A 17280-nucleotide genomic window follows, 5' to 3' on the forward strand; every position below is an offset into this window, starting at 1 on the left:
CGTGACGTTGCCGCTTTCGCCTCCATCGCTGTGTTTGTCGCCAGCTTTTCGGTGATCCTCACTGCCCTGTGAAGGGCACACCGGCGCAGAAGCCTGTATAGACGCCGAAAGGCGGTGGACTTTGAAGGCCGAAAATCGGAAAATCGCCCCCTCGATTCAGAATGACAGGATGACGATATGGGCGAGACGGTTACGCGTGGAGAGACCTCTGGCGAAACGCTGAAAACACCCGGTTTCGTCCATCTGCGGGTTCACTCCGCTTACTCCCTGCTTGAGGGGGCTTTACCCCTCAAGAAAATCATGTCCAAGGCCGTTGCAGACGGCCAGCCGGCCATAGCCATTACCGACACCAACAATCTTTTCGTCGCGCTGGAGTTTTCCGAAAAGGCGCGTGATGAGGGCTTGCAGCCTATTATCGGCTGTCAGGTGTCGATCGACATGCAGGATGCGGTGGATGATCGCCGCAACCACAACAGCCACCTTGCCAAGCTTCCAGCCATCGTGCTGCTCGCGGCTGATGCCGGAGGGTACGAGCGGCTGGTGGACCTTATCAGCCGCGCCTATCTGGAAGGCGAAAGCGGTGGCCAGTCCGTGCATATTACCCGTGCATGGCTGGAGGAAGCCTCCAATGCCGGGCTGATCGTGCTGACGGGTGCCTCCGGTGGTCCGGTGGATATGGCTCTGAAGGAAGGGCATACGGCGCAGGCGAGAGAACGCCTGCTGGCGCTGAAATCACTCTTCGGTGACAAGCTTTATATCGAATTGCAGCGTCAGTCCGGTTTCGACCGCGCCCATGAGCGGCGTATGATCGGGCTTGCTTATGAACATGATATTCCGCTGGTCGCCACCAACGAGGCGTTCTTCCCTTCGAGGGCCGATTATGAGGCGCATGATGCATTGATGGCGGTGGCGCATAACGCCATCGTTTCGGATGACAGCCGGTTCCGCCTGACCCCCGACCATTATATGAAAAGCCGTGAGGAGATGGCGGAGCTGTTTGCCGACCTTCCGGAGGCACTGGAAAACACCGTCGAAATCGCAATGCGTTGCTCGTACGTGCTGAAGAAGCGTGGGCCGATCCTGCCGCGCTTCACCGGTGCCAGCGACGATCCCGAAGCGGCGCAACGGGCAGAGGCCGAAGAGCTTCGCCGTCAGGCCGTCGAAGGTCTTGATCTTCGCCTTGCGGCCCTCGGCATGGCACCAGGCTACACAGAGCAGGAATATCGCGACAGGCTGGATTTCGAGCTTGGCGTCATCGAACGCATGGGTTTTCCCGGTTACTTCCTGATCGTTGCGGACTTCATCAAATGGGCCAAGCAGCAGGATATTCCAGTCGGCCCCGGCCGCGGTTCGGGTGCAGGCTCGCTCGTGGCCTATGCGCTGACCATCACCGATGTCGATCCTCTGCGCTTCTCGCTGCTGTTCGAACGCTTCCTCAATCCCGAACGCGTGTCGATGCCCGACTTCGATATCGACTTCTGCCAGGACCGCCGCGAAGAGGTGATCCGCTACGTGCAGCGCAAATATGGCCGCGAGCAGGTGGCGCAGATCATTACCTTCGGTTCGTTGCAGGCGCGCGCGGCATTGCGCGACGTCGGCCGCGTGCTGGAAATGCCCTATGGACAGGTGGACAAGATCTGCAAGCTGGTCCCCAACAACCCGGCCAATCCGACGCCGCTGTCAAAAGCGATCGAGGAAGAGCCGCGTCTGCAGGAAGAGGCGGACAAGGAACCCGTCGTTGCCCGACTTCTGGATATCGCCCAGAAGATCGAGGGGCTTTACCGTCACGCCTCCACCCATGCTGCCGGTATCGTCATCGGTGACCGGCCGCTGTCGAAGCTGGTGCCGATGTATCGCGATCCGCGCTCCGACATGCCGGTTACCCAGTTCAACATGAAGTGGGTGGAAAGCGCCGGCCTCGTCAAATTCGACTTTCTCGGTCTGAAGACCCTGACGGTGCTGAAGGTTGCTGTCGATTTCGTTGCCAAACGCGGCATCAAGGTCGATCTCGCCGCAATTCCGCTGGACGACGCCAAAACCTACGAGATGTTGTCACGCGGCGAAACCATCGGCGTGTTCCAGGTGGAAAGTGCCGGCATGCGCAAGGCGCTTATCGGCATGCGCCCGGACTGCATCGAGGACATCATTGCGCTGGTGGCGCTTTATCGTCCGGGTCCGATGGAAAACATTCCGGTCTACAATGCCCGCAAGCATGGCGAGGAGGAGCTGGAGTCGATCCACCCCACCATCGACCATCTTCTGAAGGAAACGCAGGGCGTTATCGTCTATCAGGAACAGGTGATGCAGATCGCCCAGGTTCTGTCAGGTTATTCGCTCGGCGAAGCCGATCTTCTGCGCCGCGCCATGGGCAAGAAGATCAAGGAGGAGATGGACCAGCAGCGCGAGCGCTTCGTGGACGGCGCGATCAGAAACAGCGTGTCGAAGCCGCAGGCCAACACCATCTTCGACCTTCTGGCGAAATTCGCCAATTACGGCTTCAACAAGAGCCACGCCGCCGCTTACGCCATCGTGTCCTATCAGACCGCCTATATGAAGGCGCATTATCCGGTGGAGTTCCTTGCGGCCTCCATGACGCTGGATATGGCCAACACGGAAAAACTCAATGATTTCCGCCAGGATGCCAGCCGTCTCGGTATAGAGGTCGTGGCACCTTCGGTGCAGACGTCCTTCCGGCAGTTCGAGACGGGTGAGAACCGCATCTATTATTCGCTGGCCGCCATCAAGGGCGTGGGCGAGGGCGCGGTGGAACACATCGTTACCGTGCGCGACGGCAAGCCATTTGCGAGCCTGGAGGATTTCTGCCTGCGCATCGATCCGAAGCAGATCAACCGGCGTGTGCTCGAAAGCCTCATCAACGCTGGCGGTTTCGATTGTTTTGGCCGCGACCGCGCCGAGATGATCGGCGGGCTGGACCGCATTATCGGTTATTCGCAACGCGCGCAGGAAAGCCGCGTTACCGGCCAGTCGGACATGTTCGGCTCCGGCGGCGCAAGCGGCCCGGAAAAGCTCATCCTGCCTGCTTTCCAGCCCTGGCTCGCCTCGGAGAAACTGCTGCGCGAATATCAGGTGCTCGGTTTTTACCTGACCGCACATCCGCTCGATACCTACCGCCCTGTATTGGAAAAGTTGAGGGTGCAGAATTTCGCCGATTTTTCCGCCGCAGTGAAACAGGGTGCGACCGCCGGGCGTCTGGCCGGCACCGTCACCGGCAAGCAGGAGCGCAAGACCCGGACCGGAAACAAGATGGGTATCGTCACCTTCTCCGATGCCTCCGGTCAATATGAGGCGGTGTTGTTTTCCGAAGGGCTTGCCCAGTTTCGCGATCTGCTCGAGGTTGGCAAATCCCTTGTTATCACCGTGCAGGCGGAAGAGCGCCCGGAAGGCATCGGTCTTCGCATCCAGACGGCGCAATCGCTCGAGGAAAAATCCGTCCAAATGCAAAAGGCGTTGCGGGTTTATGTGCGCGATTCAGGCCCGCTGAAAACCGTCGCCCGCCACCTCAATACCAAAGGCGACGGATCGGTTTATTTCATCGTCATCAAGGACGAGGGGAGCCGTGAGATCGAGGTGGAGCTGACGGAGAAATACCGTATTTCCCCTGAGATCGCCGCCGCACTTCGCTCTGCCCCCGGCGTTGTTGATGTGGAGCTGGTGTGAGGCCTCAAGCCCTCAAACCGGCCCTTCCTTTGTCACGGTAATGAAGTCCGTTCCCATCCCTGTCTCCATCTGGTGACTGAGGTCGGAAACGGTAATCGAACTGCCGGTTGAAAGCTCTTTCTCGATTCGGGAGCGAATTTCGGCCGGTATTTCAAGGCGGCCTAGTACGGCGCTTAGCTGGTCAAAGCCACCGGGCGCTTCGGTAACGGTGATGCCGAGCCGTTTGCGGGCTGCGGCCGGCAGACGGTTTTCCAGTGTTACGCCATTCCATTCGGCGGTTCCGGCTGCGCGGTTGACGGCAACGGCTTCGAAGAAATGCGTTCCGAGTGCCACCTCGGGATCCTTGATGTCGATCGCAGCCTCGAATAGCGGCTTGAAATCCTGTCGCACCATGATCTGGCCATTCGGTGGATGATCTTCGTCGGCGGATGCGTAAAGTGCAGCAACGAAATCGTCGGTCAGTAGCGGCCCGGTAGTTTTCAGCCCCTTCCAGCGCTTGAAACCGTTGACGGCGCTGATCGTCATTTCTCCGGTATAGCCGTCCGGTGCGCCGGCATCGAAGCCAAGGCGCGTCAGCACGGCCTGAATATCCATCACCTTTTCGCGCTCGCCGCGCCGGGTGATGAGGATGCGCAAGGGCGAGGGCTCCTTGCCTTTGGCCATCGGTTTGATGGCTTGCGTTTTTTCATTCACGGCCACCTCAACGGTGCCCAATGCGGCGTCGAAGGTCGCGGGGCGCAGCTCGACGTCGGATAAAAGCAGCTTGCCGTCATCGGCATCGTCCCGCGGCTCAAACAGGGCTGAATGTTGTACGGAGCGCAGAGAAACCGGCCGGTCGGTGATGATGACATGCACGCCGTAGCGGGTCTCGCCGAACAGCGACTGCGCGAATTTCGAAGGCAGGCGCACGCAGCCATGCGAGGCCGGGTAATTCGGCACCTTGCCTTCGTGCAACGCGATGCCCGACCATGTCAGTCGCTGCATGAAAGGCATGGGCGCGGCCGAGTAGATGTTCGATTCGTGGTATTTGCGTTTTTCCAGAATCGAAAAAATGCCGCTCGGCGTCTCATGCCCGGCCTTGCCGGTTGAGACTTTGGATGTAGCAACGATCTCGCCGTTCTCGTAAAGCGCCAGCGATTGATCGCTTTTCGAAACGACGATCTGCAGGGACTTGTTGTCGGCGGCAAGCGCCGGAAAGGCAAGAATGCTGGCCGACAGCATGCCGGTCAGAAGACGGAAGCGAAGGGACATGACGCAATACACCACATGCACAAAACTTCGTTTACTCAACCACGCGAAGTTTAATGAAGTTTAAGGATAGGGCGTCTGCCACATCACTAATTTGTGTAATATCTAAAATAGGGGCGGGGTGTTGCAGGCCGCAGGGTTTCACGGCGTTTGCAAGCGGCATGGCCGCTATTTGCGTGTGCCGAAAGTGTAGCCGGTCTCGACGCTGCCCTTGCCGAACTTGTCGCGCAGCTTGTCCATTGCCGCTTCCGCCGCCGCCCGCCGTTCCGCCTGCCTGTCGACGAGATCGGGAGGATCGGCAAGGTCCGCATCGCGCAGATCACTGACGCCTATGCCGATCAGGCGAAACTTGGTGCCGTCGGTTTCTTTCGCAAGCAGCGAAAGGCCGGTACGGAATATGCGGTCGGCAAGCTGGGTAGGGTCATCAAGCTTGCGGTTGCGGGTGCGGAGTTTGAAATCGGCCGTCTTCATTTTCAGTACAACCGTCTGGCCGGAAATGCCGCTCTTCTTCAGGCGCCAGGCAACTTTTTCGGAAAGCGACCGCAGGATCGGTACGAGGTCCTCGTGCCGGGAAATATCGTTGAAGAAGGTGGTCTCGGAAGACACGCTTTTCACGGGGTCGTTATTGTGCACGTGCCGTTCATCGATGCCGCGCGAAAGCCGGAACAGCCGTTGTCCCATCACGCCATAGCGGCGCATCAGGTCGCCTTCCTCCATCTCCTGCAACTGCGCGATCATGCGGATGCCGTCCGCCTCCAGCGTCGCCGCAAACGCCTTTCCAACGCCCCATATCGTCGTGACGGGCCGTGCTGCCAGAAAGGAAAGCGCTTCCGCTTCGCCGATCACCGAAAAGCCGCGCGGTTTTTTAAGGTCAGACGCGACCTTGGCCAGAAATTTGCAGTAGGACAGACCGGCCGAGACGGTCACGCCCACTTCTTTTTCCACCCGTTTCACAAATTTCGCCAGAACCCGGGCAGGTGGATCGTGATGCAGCCTCTCCGTTCCGGAAAGATCGAGAAACGCCTCGTCTATGGAAAGCGGCTGCACGAGCGGCGTCAAATCCTGCATCATTGTTCGGATCTGACGGCCGACGCGGCTGTATTTTTCCATGTCGGGCTTTATGACCACGGCGTCCGGACAAGCTTCCAGCGCCTTGAACATCGGCATGGCGGAACGCACGCCCTGGATGCGGGCAATGTAGCAGGCAGTGGAAACCACGCCGCGTTTTCCGCCGCCGATGATCAACGGCTTGTCGGCAAGATCGGGATTGTCCCGTTTTTCAACGGAGGCGTAAAAGGCGTCGCAATCGATATGGGCGATGCTGAGGTCGTAGAGTTCGTCATGGTAGACGAGGCGGGGACTGCCACAGGCGCGACAACGCCTCAGGTCCGCTGGCTGGCCGGTCAGACAGTCGCGGCAAAAACCGGGATCATAAAGATGCGACGTGGACATGGGCCGAAAACAAAACCAGAACGTCGCTAACCATACTCCGGCCGTGACGGTGGCTCAAGGGGTGGCCTGTCAATACTCACCCGAATCCAGCCCCGGGCCGGAAAAATGGTGCCAGGCAGCGGCAACCGTTTCGGGGGATGTGTCGGTCGCCGCGCAGAAGGCCATGAGGTCTGGTTCGTGGCTCATCAGAAAATCGGTGAGCCCCGCCAGAAAGCCGGGATCGTGGGCGGCATGGCGCAGCATATTGGCCTGCAATCCGCTCAGCGCCAGAAAACGCCCGAGCATTTCCGGCTCGTTTGCCAGCCAGCCAAGTATGGCGGCTGCCGTTTCTTGCGGATCTTTTCCGGCATTGTCTTTGTTTTTTGTATCTCTCAGCATTTCTCTACCGAAGTTACCTATTTTGAAACCAAATCGTTCTAGCGTTGCGCAACAAATGGACGATGGAATCGGTTCTCTGGCACCCTATATGTCTGGGAGAAGGTTTCAAAGCGAAACGGGGACTGCCCACCATGCCCAAGCAGGTCATGATAGTCGAAGACAACGAGCTGAACATGAAGCTCTTTCGTGACCTGATCGAGGCGTCTGGCTATACGACGATCCAGACGCGCAATGGCATGGAAGCGCTGGATCTAGCCCGCAAGCATCGCCCCGACCTCATTCTCATGGATATTCAGCTGCCGGAGGTTTCCGGGCTGGAGGTGACGAAATGGCTGAAGGAAGATGACGAGCTGCACGTCATTCCGGTCATCGCGGTAACCGCCTTCGCCATGAAGGGGGATGAGGAGCGCATTCGTCAGGGCGGATGCGAGGCCTATGTGTCCAAGCCGATCTCCGTTCCGAAATTCATCGAAATCATCAAGACCTATCTAGGCGATGCGTAAGGCGGTTGGGGAACTGTTATGACGGCGAGAGTTCTGGTTGTTGACGACATACCCGCAAACGTAAAGCTTCTCGAAGCCCGGCTTGTCGCGGAATATTTCGACGTCGTAACCGCCGAGGATGGTTTCAAGGCGCTTGATATTTGCGACCAGGAACAGGTCGATATCATCCTGCTGGACATCATGATGCCTGGCATGGACGGTTTCGAGGTCTGCGAACGACTGAAGGCCAATCCGAAAACGGCGCATATTCCTGTTGTCATGGTCACCGCACTCGATCAGCCCTCAGATCGCGTGCGCGGCCTGAAAGCCGGCGCCGATGATTTTCTGACCAAGCCCGTTAACGACCTTCAATTGATCGCCCGTGTCAAAAGCCTCGTGCGCCTCAAGGCCGTCAGTGACGAATTGCGGCTGCGGGCCGAGACCGCGCGCGAGATCGGCATCGAGGAGATGCTGCGCAGCGATGGCCTCATGCAGACGCCTGGCCGCGTTCTGGTGGCGGATGGCCGCGCCAGCTCGCAGGAACGCATCGTCAGGGCGCTGAAGCCGGTTGCCGAGGTCGATGCCGTCACGGAGCCTCAGGCGGCCCTGTTGAAGGCCGCGAGCAACCCCTTCGAGCTTGTCATCGTCAATTCCAATTTTGAGGATTACGATCCGCTGAGACTGTGTTCGCAGCTTCGTTCGCTGGAGCGTACCCGGTTCCTGCCGTTGCTTCTGGTAGCGGAACAGGGGGCGGACGACATGGTGGCGCGGGCGCTCGATCTTGGCGTGAACGATTATATTCTCCGCCCGATCGATCCCAACGAACTTGTCGCCCGGTCTCTGACGCAGATCCGGCGCAAGCGCTATAACGAGCATCTGCGGCTCAATCTCCAGCACACGATGGAGCTTGCTATCGTCGATGGGCTGACTGGTCTTAACAATCGCCGTTATCTCGACAATCATCTGAAGATACTTTTCGACCGCGCCGCCGTGCGTGGCCGCCCGATTTCCATTTGCATGACCGATATCGACCGCTTCAAGCTGGTCAACGATACCTATGGCCACGATGTCGGCGATGAGGTTCTGCGCGAGTTTGCAGCCCGCATCCGCAGCACGGTGCGCGGCGCCGATCTTGCCTGCCGGTATGGCGGGGAGGAATTCGTGGTCGTGATGCCCGACACGCCGATGGAGCTTGCCACAAGCGTTGCCGAACGCCTGCGGGCAATCATCGAGGACAAGCCGTTTCACGTTCGTTCCATCGACCGCGAGTTGAGTATCACGGCTTCGCTCGGCATCGCCACCAGCAGTGGAGCATTCGGCGCGCCGGACGAGCTTCTGAAGCAGGCCGACAGGGCGCTCTACGAGGCGAAACACACAGGACGCAACCGCGTCGTGGCGGCCGCCGCCTAAAGGCGCAGACCATGACGCTGACAATCCGTGCCGCCTTTTGAGACTTTCGACGTTTACCGTTATCGATAGCCGCCCAAAGACCTGACGGCAAGCTGTGGCAAGCGCGAAGTCCCTGACCTTGCCAGTATTTTATCTTCTTACAATGAGGGGGTGAAGTCTAACAGGGTTAATAGAGTTCAAGTTGAAAAATACGTTGAATTCAATCGCTCACGGAACTATAGTGTGCCAGCGTTGTATATTTAACCATGTTTTCCAGGTGATGTATCTCTGGCTTAAGAATTTGTTGATTTTTATTTTACTTCTGCGCACACTCCCAATCGAGAATAACAGTTCTTCCGGCGGTTTTTCCGTCTAGTGATGAAGAAACGATGGCGGTTTACACCGCTGATGTTTCGGTCGTCAGGGGCTGGTATTGCGTAGTTTGAATGCCCCATGATGCTCAGGTCCGCCGCATCTCCTGGATCGTGGGGTCGGTCGGCTGACGATGTCCGAATCGGTTCCTCGTGCCGTGATCACATCGTTGGCCGACCGCCTTATCTCCGAAAATATTCTGTGCTTGTGCTGCCGCTTATAGCGCAGAACATCCGGCTGCGCGCGCAGGCAGCGCGCTGTCGCAGCGATTGGCGCATTTGGCCGATGAGACGCTGATTAGGAGAGGCGCTGATTAGGCGAGACGGTGATAAAGAGTTTTCCCGCCGTGCCAATAGCGCCGACTGGGTTCCAAACTCAAGAACCGCAACTAGGAAGGTTACGATTCGTTGGCCCGTGGCGGGCCTTGCGAGGGCGCTGGCGCAAAGAATGCCGTTGGCGGCAATCCTTTCCGTACAAACAAAAAACGCGCCCGTTGGGCGCGCTTTTGCCGGAGAACCCGATCAAGAATTACTTGATCTTGGTTTCCTTGAATTCAACGTGCTTGCGTACAACCGGGTCATACTTCGTCTTCGTCATCTTGTCCGTGAACGTACGGCTGTTCTTGGTGGTCACGTAGAAGGTACCGGTGTCGGCTGTCGACAGCAGCTTGATCTTGATTGTTGTAGCTTTCGCCATGGTCGTCCTGCCTTTAAACAAAAGAGAAGCCGCAGGCGCTTCTCACCTCGGCTAAATCTGGCGCGAAACTACGTATCGCGCCTGAAAAGTCAAGTCTGTTTTGCCCTGAAAACAAAACGGAAGGCATAAAGCACCACGTAAAGCCCGAAAAACACGGCAAGCGCCCAGGCGAAACCATCGGTACCCGCAACATCCATGGAAATGCCGACGGCCTGTGGTCCGGCTATTGTGCCCATGGCATAGCAGAAGATGAAGGCGGCGTTGGCGGCCACCAGATCGGCCCCTTTGAGACGCGATCCCAGATGGGTAAGGCCGACGGTATACATGCCGGATACGAGGCCGCCCCAGAACAGCAGCAGGGCCGCGACGAGAATCCATCTATCCACCAGCAAGGGCAGCGCCAGCGTGCCGCAAACGCCCGCAAAGGCCATCAGCGCCAGCATTGTGCGCCGGTCCTTCATTCGGTCCGAAAGCAGGCCGATCGGTATCTGGAAGACCATGTTGCCGATGCCCATCACGGTCAGCAGAAGTGCCGCCTGCGATTCGTTGAAGCCTTCGCGGGTCGCATAGATGGGAAAGAGCGACAGACCGCCCGCTTGCACGGCGCCGAACACGAAGGCCGCCGCAGAAGCCATCGGCACCAGCCATATATAACGGGCGAAATGGTGGTTCGGCCTTTCGCTCAGCTCCGGGCTTTCGCCGCGCGCAAGGAAGATCGGGATCGCGGCAAGCAGTATGATTGCTGCCCCGACCAGAAACGGCAGGATGCCATCGCTGCCGACCACGGAAAACAATAACGGGCCAACCGCAAACCCAACCGCAAGTCCGGTGGCGTAGATGCCGAGAACCATGCCGCGTTTTTTCGGTGGCGCGGTCATGTTGATCCAGTATTCGGAGAGGATGAACAGCGTGGTGGTTGCGCCATGGAAGACGATTCGCAGCGGAAACCACATCCAGAAGGCGTCGGCGAAATAGAAACAGAGCGCACTCAGGGCCGACACGACAACGGCAAATAGCATCGTTCGCGCCACGCCGAAATCATGGGCGATCTTGGTGGTCACCGGCGCTGCCATCATCGCCGCAACGCCGGCCATTGCCGAATTTACCCCGATCATGGTGGAGGAGATGCCGCGCTTCTCAAGGATGATCGACAGGAGCGGCAGGCCCAGGCCGATGGCGACACCGACCGCACTGATGGCGGAGATGGCGGCGATCAGTGAGGGCCAGTGAATGGCGTCCGCTTCGCATTTCATTTGTGACATGACGGCCTTTATACAAAGTCTCGAATGAATCGGCCGTGGCGCGTGACATAGAGCCGCGCGGGGCTTTCAAAGGGCAGTGACGGATCACCTATCATGAGTTTTGTGACATCTTCGAGAACCGTGCGTGTGATTTTCGGCATGTTCAGACTGGAAAGCGCTGTCATGTCAAGCCATTGCACATTGTGCAGCTCATCTGAATCCCTGATTAGCCGGGTATCCAGCCGTAACTCGTCGGCGTAACAGCAAAAGAATCGCGTGTCGTAACGCCTGATATTGCCGGGCGGGGTGATTGCGCGCGCCACATATCGAAAACGCGAAAGATCCGGACCATCAGCGTCCATGCCCATATCGACGCCGGTTTCCTCCACGAGCTCGCGCGCGGCGGCAAGCGCCAGCGCCCGTGCCCCGGCAGCGCTCAGGCGGCGCGCGGCAGACGAGGTGAGGCTGCGCAGCACGGCGGGGTGCAGATCGCCGGAGAAGGGCAGAGCGTGGTCGCGTGGATCGCGTTTGCCGCCGGGAAACACGTAAGCGCCGGGCATGAATATGTGGGCGTTACTGCGCCGGCCCATCAGCACGCGAATAGCAGGGCCGGAACGATCAAACAGGATGATCGAGGCGGCATCGCGCGGCCGCAACGGGCCGCTCGCCGCCTGGGTGCTCGAGGGAAGCTCGGACACGTTCAAATTCCCGTCCGCCGTCAGTGGGAGGAGCCGTCTATCTGCACTTTTGGCTGTTTTCCGTCGAAGCCGTGCATTCTAAGTGCCCATTGCAGGCCGATGACGCCACCCTTGATCGGTTGCAGCGTCAGAAGCGCGGCCAGAATGGTGATAGGCACCCAGATGGCGAAGTGTACCCACATGGGAACGGAAAGCACGAGATCGGTCATCATGAAGCCGCCAACGGCGATATGGCCGATGATGACGATGGAAATATAGGGCGGCAGGTCGTCGGAGCGGTGATGATGCATTTCCTCGCCGCAGGCCGCGCAATTGTCCACCGGCTTCAGGAAGGCCCGAAACAGGCGACCGCTGCCACAGGCCGGGCAGCGATTGGCCATGCCCCGCATGATCGAGCGGCCAAGCGGACGCTCCGCGCTTCCATCTCCGAAGGTAACCGTTTCCGAGCCCTGATTTGCACTCATCCTGAAGTCCTTCTCCCGTTTGTCTTAACCGCTTGACGCGGTCTTGTTACCGACGTCCTCTCGGCGGCCTTGTTCCCGGCTTGGCGGAAGGACGTGATGTCCGCCGGCCTGCCTTGTGGAACGACCGCGAGCCGACCGGCATCTTGCGCCCCGGGCTCAGCATTTCAAACCGCAGCGCACCAGCCAAGGGTACCGCTTCTGCAAGCCGCACCTGAACCGTATCGCCGAGTTGATAACCGAGACCCGTCTTTTCCCCCGTCAGAGCCTGATGGGCTTCGTCGTAGAGGAAATAGTCGGTTCCAAGTGTAGATATAGGAACAAACCCGTCGGCGCCAAACTGCGGCAGCGCGACAAATAGTCCCGCCTTGGTGACACCCGCGACGCGGCCATCGAACTCCTCACCGACGCGCTCGGAAAGATGGTGCGCGATCAGCCGGTTGATGGTGTCGCGCTCTGCGGCCATGGCGCGGCGCTCGAAGGTCGAGATTTCGGCGGCTATATCGTCCAGCGTCGCCTCTTCATGCGGGGTGATGCCGCCTTCGCCGAGGCCTAGCGATCCGACCAGCGCCCGATGCACGATCAGGTCGGCATAACGGCGGATCGGTGAGGTGAAATGCGCGTACTTCATCAGGTTGAGGCCGAAATGGCCGATATTTTCCGGGCTGTAGATCGCCTGGCTCTGGCTGCGCAGCACCATCTCGTTGACCATGATCTGGTGCGGCGTGTCGAGTGCGCGCGCCAGAATGCCGTTGAAGGAATTGGCGCGCATCGCGACACCCTTGGCCATGGAAATGCCGATGGTGCCGAGGAATTCGCGCAGCACTTCCTGCTTGGTAAGTGTGGGGGCGTCATGCACGCGGTAGACCAGCCGCTGCTTTTTCTTTTCCAGGGTCTCTGCGGCGGCGACGTTCGCCTGAATCATCATTTCCTCGATCAGCTTGTGCGCGTCGAGGCGTTCGGGAATGATGACCTTGTCCACAGTGCCGTCGGGCCTGAGCTGGATCTTGCGCTCCGGCATGTCGAGTTCCAGCGGCTGGCGGCGATCGCGGCCGCGCTTCATCACGGCATAGGCGTGCCACAGCGGCTTCAGGATCGGCTCCAGCAGCGTGCCGGTCTTGTCGTCCGGGCGGCCGTCGATTGCGGCCTGCGCCTGCTGGTAGGAGAGCTTGGCGGCACTCTTCATCATGATGCGATGGAAAGTGTGGCTCGCCTTGCGGCCTTCCTTCGAGAACGTCATCCGCACAGCAAGGGCAGGGCGGTCGACGCCTTCCTTCAGCGAGCAGAGGTCGTTGGAGATGCGTTCCGGCAGCATCGGCACGACACGATCAGGGAAATAGACGGAGTTACCACGCTTCAGCGCCTCGCGGTCGAGCGGTGCGCCTGATCGCACATACCAGGACACGTCGGCGATAGCGACGGTGACGATCACTCCATCAGGATTGTCGGGCGAGGGGTCGAGTTCGGCATAGACCGCGTCGTCATGGTCCTTGGCGTCGGCCGGATCGATCGTGATCAGCGGCAGGTCGCGCCAGTCTTCACGGTGCGACATGGTCGCGGGTTTTGCGGCATCCGCCTCGGCCAGAACATTCGGCGGGAAGATGTGCGGAATACCGTGGGCATGGATCGCGATCATCGAGATCGCCTTTTCCGAGGCGACTGAGCCGACGACCGAAAGAACCTTTGCGCGCGTCAGGCCGTAACGACCGCTGTTGCGCGAGGTTTCCACCTCGATCAGGTCGCCGTCCTTGGCATCGCCCACACTCTCGGGGTCGATGACCATTTCCTCGCCGCGCCGGTCGATCGGCATCAGGCGTCCGCCGCCGCCTTCCGTTTCCTTGAACACGCCAAGCAGTGCGTTCTGACGGCGGTCGATCAGCTTGACGACGCGGGCCGTGTAGGCCGGGCCGACGCTGTCCTTGGACGGGAATATTTTTGCCAGAATGCGATCGCCGAGACCGGCGGCAGGGGCTTTCTTACTGCGATCCTGCGAGGACTGGCGGATGAGCACGGCGGGGGCCGCGCCCTGATCTTCAGGCCATTCGGCAGGCCGGCCGATCAATTCGCCGTCCTTGTCGCGGGTGGTGATGTCGAGAACCGTCACCGGCGGCAGGCCACCCGGTCGCGTCAGCGTCTTGCGGCTCTTCTGCACCATGCCATCGGTTTCAAGCTCCTTCAGCAGTGCCTTGAGCACAACGCGGTCGTCGCCCTTCAGCCCGAAAGCCTTGGCGATTTCGCGCTTGGAGGCCTGCTGCGGATGCTCGGCGATGAATTTCAGCAGCACTTCGCGGGAAGGCACCTCGCCATGGATGATGCCTTCACCTTCATTTGCCCGCTTGCCGCGCCCGGTACGTCCGAAGCCGTCGCTGGCGGAACCCTGTCTCTGACGCGGCGCCTTGCTCACGATTCTGCCTTCTTGGGTTTGGCTGCGGCCTTCGGCTTGGCAGCCGTCTTGCTTTTCGTTGCGGCCTTGGCTTTTGTCGCCTTCGGCTTTGCGGCTGTGTCGCCATCGGCCTTCTTGGCAGCAGGTTTCTTGGCCTTGGCGGGCTTGCCGCCGGTTCCTGTCTTGGCGATACGCTCGGCAATCAGCACCAGCGATTCGTCCAGCGTCACGGAGGTCGGATCCTGCCCCTTTGGAATGGTGGCGTTAACTTTGCCCCAGTTGACGTAAGCGCCGTAACGCCCGTCGCGGACGGTGATCGGGCCGCCATCTGGGTGATCACCCAGTTCCTTCAGCGCCGCAGGCGTGCCGTTGCGGCCGCGCCCCGGTCCCTTGCTCTGCTTCTCGGCAATAACGGTAACGGCACGGTTGAGGCCGATCGAGAACACATCTTCGATGCTTTCGAGGTTCGCATAGGAACCGTCATGCAACAGGAAGGGTCCGTAGCGGCCAAGCCCGGCGGAAATCATCTTGCCGGTTTCGGGATGCTTGCCGATATCGCGCGGCAGGTTGATGAGCGCCAGCGCCTTTTCGTGGTCGATGTCCTCAGGCTTCCAGCCCTTGGGCAGCGAGGAGCGCTTGGCCTCCTTGCCATCGCCGCGCTGGATGTACGGGCCGAAACGGCCAGACCGAAGCGTCAACTCCTCGCCGGTCATCGGATCGGCACCCAGCGCTTTCGGCTCATTGGACACGGAAGCTTCGGCTTCCGAGCCATCGGACGTGAGCTGGCGGGTAAAGTTGCACTCCGGATAATTGGAGCAACCGACGAAAGCGCCATATTTGCCGAGCTTCAGCGAAAGGTTGCCGGTGCCGCAAACCTGACAGATGCGCGGATCGGAACCGTCCTCACGCTTGGGGAAGACCAGCGGGGCCAGAACTTCATTGAGCGCATCCAGCACGTTGGTAACGCGCAATTCCTTGGTATCTTCGATCTGCGCGAAGAAATCCTTCCAGAAATCGCGCAGCACCTGCTTCCAGTCCAGTTCGCCCGCGGAAATGCGGTCGAGCTTTTCTTCCAGATCGGCGGTGAAGTCGTATTCGACATATTTGGCAAAGAAGCTTTCGAGGAAAGCCGTCACCAGCCGTCCGCGCGAATGGGGAATGAGCTTGCGCTTGTCGATGATGATATATTCGCGGTCGCTTAGCGTCTTCAGTGTCGCCGCATAGGTGGAAGGACGGCCGATGCCGAGTTCTTCCATCTTCTTGATGAGCGATGCTTCCGAATAACGCGGCGGCGGCTCGGTGAAGTGCTGGCTGGCGTTGATCTTCTGCTTGGCGAGGTTCTCGCGCGCATTGATCTGTGGCAGGCGGCCTTCATCGTCACCGTCGTCGCTCTGCTCGCCATCTTCTTTCTGGTCGGTATAGGCGGCGATGAAGCCGTCGAAGCGGATGACGGAACCGACAGCACGAAGCCCGGCCTTTTCACCGTCCTTGTCGGCAAGGATTTCCACCGTGGTACGTTCGATTTCGGCAGATGCCATCTGGCTCGCAATGCCGCGCTTCCAGATCAGGTCGTAAAGACGCAACTGGTCGGCATCGAGGTAACGCTTCACCTGATCCGGCGTGCGGTTAAAATCGGTCGGACGGATAGCTTCGTGCGCTTCCTGCGCGTTCTTCGCCTTGGTCGAGTATAAGCGCGCCTTTTCCGGCACATAGCGGTCGCCGAATTGCTCGCCGATGGCGCGGCGTGCGGCATCGATCGCTTCCGGCGCCATCTGCACGCCGTCGGTACGCATATAGGTGATCAAACCAACGGTTTCGCCGCCGATGTCGATACCTTCATAAAGCTTCTGGGCCACCTGCATGGTACGCGAGGCCGAAAAGCCCATGCGCGAGGAGGCAGCCTGCTGCAGCGTCGAGGTGGTGAAGGGCGGGCCGGGATTGCGCTTGACGGGTTTCGCCTCGACCGTATCGACAATATAGGTCGCGCCTTCCAGGAGCGCCTTCAGGCGGTTGGCGTCATCTCCTGTCTTGATCGAACGGCCTTGCAGCTTCTTGCCATCGGCGGAAACCAGCTTCGCCTCGAACTCGTCACCGCGCGGTGTCTTCAACAGCGCGCTGATGTTCCAGTATTCCTCGGAGACGAAACGCTCGATCTCGGCTTCGCGGTCGCAGACGAGACGCAGCGAAACGGACTGCACGCGGCCGGCGGAACGGGCGCCCGGCAGCTTGCGCCACAAAACCGGCGACAGGTTGAAACCGACGAGATAATCCAGCGCACGGCGGGCAAGATAGGCATCGACCAGCGGCACGTCGATGTCGCGCGGGTTCGCCATCGCGTCCAGTACCGCCTTTTTGGTGATGGCGTTGAAGACCACGCGCTTCACCGGCTTGTCGCCGAGAACGCGCTTCTTCTTCAAGAGATCAAGCACATGCCAGGAAATCGCTTCACCCTCGCGATCCGGGTCGGTTGCGAGAAACAGGCCGTCGGAGGATTTCACCGCGTCGGCAATGTCCTTCATGCGCTTGGCGGATGCGCTATCGACCTCCCAGGACATTTCGAAGTCCTGGTCGGGCAGCACAGATCCGTCCTTGGCAGGAAGGTCCCGGACGTGGCCAAAGGATGCAAGAACCTTGTAGCCCGGACCAAGATACTTGTTGATCGTCTTGGCTTTGGCAGGAGATTCTACGACGACGACATTCATATTGTTTTTTCTCTGGAACTGGTCCGTTAACATAGCCGGATCACGGCATAATGCCGCAATTCGCCTTCTTTATAATTCGACATGGACAGGTAATGCGCGC

At 59.4% G+C, this 17280-nt stretch carries 12 protein-coding genes; 3 read left to right on the top strand and 9 right to left on the bottom strand.

Annotated features, from left to right (window positions below; all coding sequences use genetic code 11):
* Positions 1-177: 177 nt before the first annotated feature.
* On the top strand, positions 178-3678 hold the full coding sequence (gene dnaE / locus ACQZ6D_RS01405; RefSeq protein ID WP_019565483.1) for a DNA polymerase III subunit alpha: 3501 nt from the start codon (positions 178-180) through the stop codon (positions 3676-3678).
* Positions 3679-3690: 12 nt separating this feature from the next.
* Here the strand turns inward: dnaE and ACQZ6D_RS01410 are convergent, their stop codons facing one another.
* From ACQZ6D_RS01410 to ACQZ6D_RS01420, 3 genes are all read right to left on the bottom strand, one after another.
* Positions 3691-4929 carry a L,D-transpeptidase family protein gene (locus tag ACQZ6D_RS01410; RefSeq protein WP_065704691.1) on the bottom strand — a complete coding sequence of 413 codons (1239 nt, stop codon included), beginning with the start codon at positions 4927-4929 and terminating at the stop codon, positions 3691-3693.
* 165 nt (positions 4930-5094) lie between these two features.
* On the bottom strand, positions 5095-6378 hold the full coding sequence (locus ACQZ6D_RS01415; protein ID WP_065704689.1) for a DNA polymerase IV: 1284 nt from the start codon (positions 6376-6378) through the stop codon (positions 5095-5097).
* Positions 6379-6447: 69 nt separating this feature from the next.
* Complete coding sequence (locus tag ACQZ6D_RS01420) at positions 6448-6756, bottom strand: DUF3572 domain-containing protein (RefSeq protein ID WP_019565486.1); 309 nt, start codon at positions 6754-6756, stop codon at positions 6448-6450.
* Between the two features lie 131 nt (positions 6757-6887).
* Between ACQZ6D_RS01420 and ACQZ6D_RS01425 the strand changes: the two genes are divergently transcribed.
* Entirely contained in the window at positions 6888-7259 is a 372-nt protein-coding gene (locus ACQZ6D_RS01425; RefSeq protein WP_003496409.1) for a response regulator, read from the top strand.
* Between the two features lie 18 nt (positions 7260-7277).
* Positions 7278-8648, top strand: coding sequence for a PleD family two-component system response regulator (locus ACQZ6D_RS01430; protein ID WP_019565487.1), 1371 nt, complete (start codon positions 7278-7280; stop codon positions 8646-8648).
* An 879-nt stretch (positions 8649-9527) separates the two neighbouring features.
* On the opposite strand, the gene rpmG is transcribed toward ACQZ6D_RS01430, so the two are convergent.
* The 6 genes from rpmG to topA form a co-directional block, all read right to left on the bottom strand.
* Complete coding sequence (gene rpmG / locus ACQZ6D_RS01435; protein ID WP_003496403.1) at positions 9528-9695, bottom strand: 50S ribosomal protein L33; 168 nt, start codon at positions 9693-9695, stop codon at positions 9528-9530.
* Between the two features lie 89 nt (positions 9696-9784).
* A complete protein-coding gene (locus ACQZ6D_RS01440) occupies positions 9785-10948 on the bottom strand; it encodes an MFS transporter (RefSeq protein WP_019565488.1) in 1164 nt (387 codons plus the stop codon).
* A 17-nt stretch (positions 10949-10965) separates the two neighbouring features.
* Complete coding sequence (locus ACQZ6D_RS01445; protein WP_065704967.1) at positions 10966-11634, bottom strand: NUDIX domain-containing protein; 669 nt, start codon at positions 11632-11634, stop codon at positions 10966-10968.
* Positions 11635-11654: 20 nt separating this feature from the next.
* Positions 11655-12098 (bottom strand): DUF983 domain-containing protein, encoded by a 444-nt coding sequence (locus ACQZ6D_RS01450; protein WP_003512717.1) that lies wholly within the window; start codon positions 12096-12098, stop codon positions 11655-11657.
* Positions 12099-12144: 46 nt separating this feature from the next.
* The gene (gene rnr / locus ACQZ6D_RS01455) at positions 12145-14499 is read right to left on the bottom strand and encodes a ribonuclease R (RefSeq protein ID WP_065704686.1); all 2355 of its coding nucleotides are present in this window, start codon (positions 14497-14499) and stop codon (positions 12145-12147) included.
* Positions 14496-17180 (bottom strand): type I DNA topoisomerase, encoded by a 2685-nt coding sequence (gene topA / locus ACQZ6D_RS01460; RefSeq protein WP_111788236.1) that lies wholly within the window; start codon positions 17178-17180, stop codon positions 14496-14498. Before topA ends, rnr begins: the two co-directional genes overlap by 4 nt.
* Between the last annotated feature and the right edge of the window lie 100 nt (positions 17181-17280).

This window comes from Agrobacterium sp. 22-3639C2 (genome assembly GCF_053522105.1).

What these genes read in the sequence shown, in the direction of transcription:
- dnaE (WP_019565483.1), top strand. Translation starts at nt 178, where the DNA reads ATGGGCGAGACGGTTACGCGTGGAGAGACCTCTGGCGAAACGCTGAAA.
- ACQZ6D_RS01410 (WP_065704691.1), bottom strand. Translation starts at nt 4,929, where the DNA reads ATGTCCCTTCGCTTCCGTCTTCTGACCGGCATGCTGTCGGCCAGCATT.
- ACQZ6D_RS01415 (WP_065704689.1), bottom strand. Translation starts at nt 6,378, where the DNA reads ATGTCCACGTCGCATCTTTATGATCCCGGTTTTTGCCGCGACTGTCTG.
- ACQZ6D_RS01420 (WP_019565486.1), bottom strand. Translation starts at nt 6,756, where the DNA reads ATGCTGAGAGATACAAAAAACAAAGACAATGCCGGAAAAGATCCGCAA.
- ACQZ6D_RS01425 (WP_003496409.1), top strand. Translation starts at nt 6,888, where the DNA reads ATGCCCAAGCAGGTCATGATAGTCGAAGACAACGAGCTGAACATGAAG.
- ACQZ6D_RS01430 (WP_019565487.1), top strand. Translation starts at nt 7,278, where the DNA reads ATGACGGCGAGAGTTCTGGTTGTTGACGACATACCCGCAAACGTAAAG.
- rpmG (WP_003496403.1), bottom strand. Translation starts at nt 9,695, where the DNA reads ATGGCGAAAGCTACAACAATCAAGATCAAGCTGCTGTCGACAGCCGAC.
- ACQZ6D_RS01440 (WP_019565488.1), bottom strand. Translation starts at nt 10,948, where the DNA reads ATGAAATGCGAAGCGGACGCCATTCACTGGCCCTCACTGATCGCCGCC.
- ACQZ6D_RS01450 (WP_003512717.1), bottom strand. Translation starts at nt 12,098, where the DNA reads ATGAGTGCAAATCAGGGCTCGGAAACGGTTACCTTCGGAGATGGAAGC.
- topA (WP_111788236.1), bottom strand. Translation starts at nt 17,180, where the DNA reads ATGAATGTCGTCGTCGTAGAATCTCCTGCCAAAGCCAAGACGATCAAC.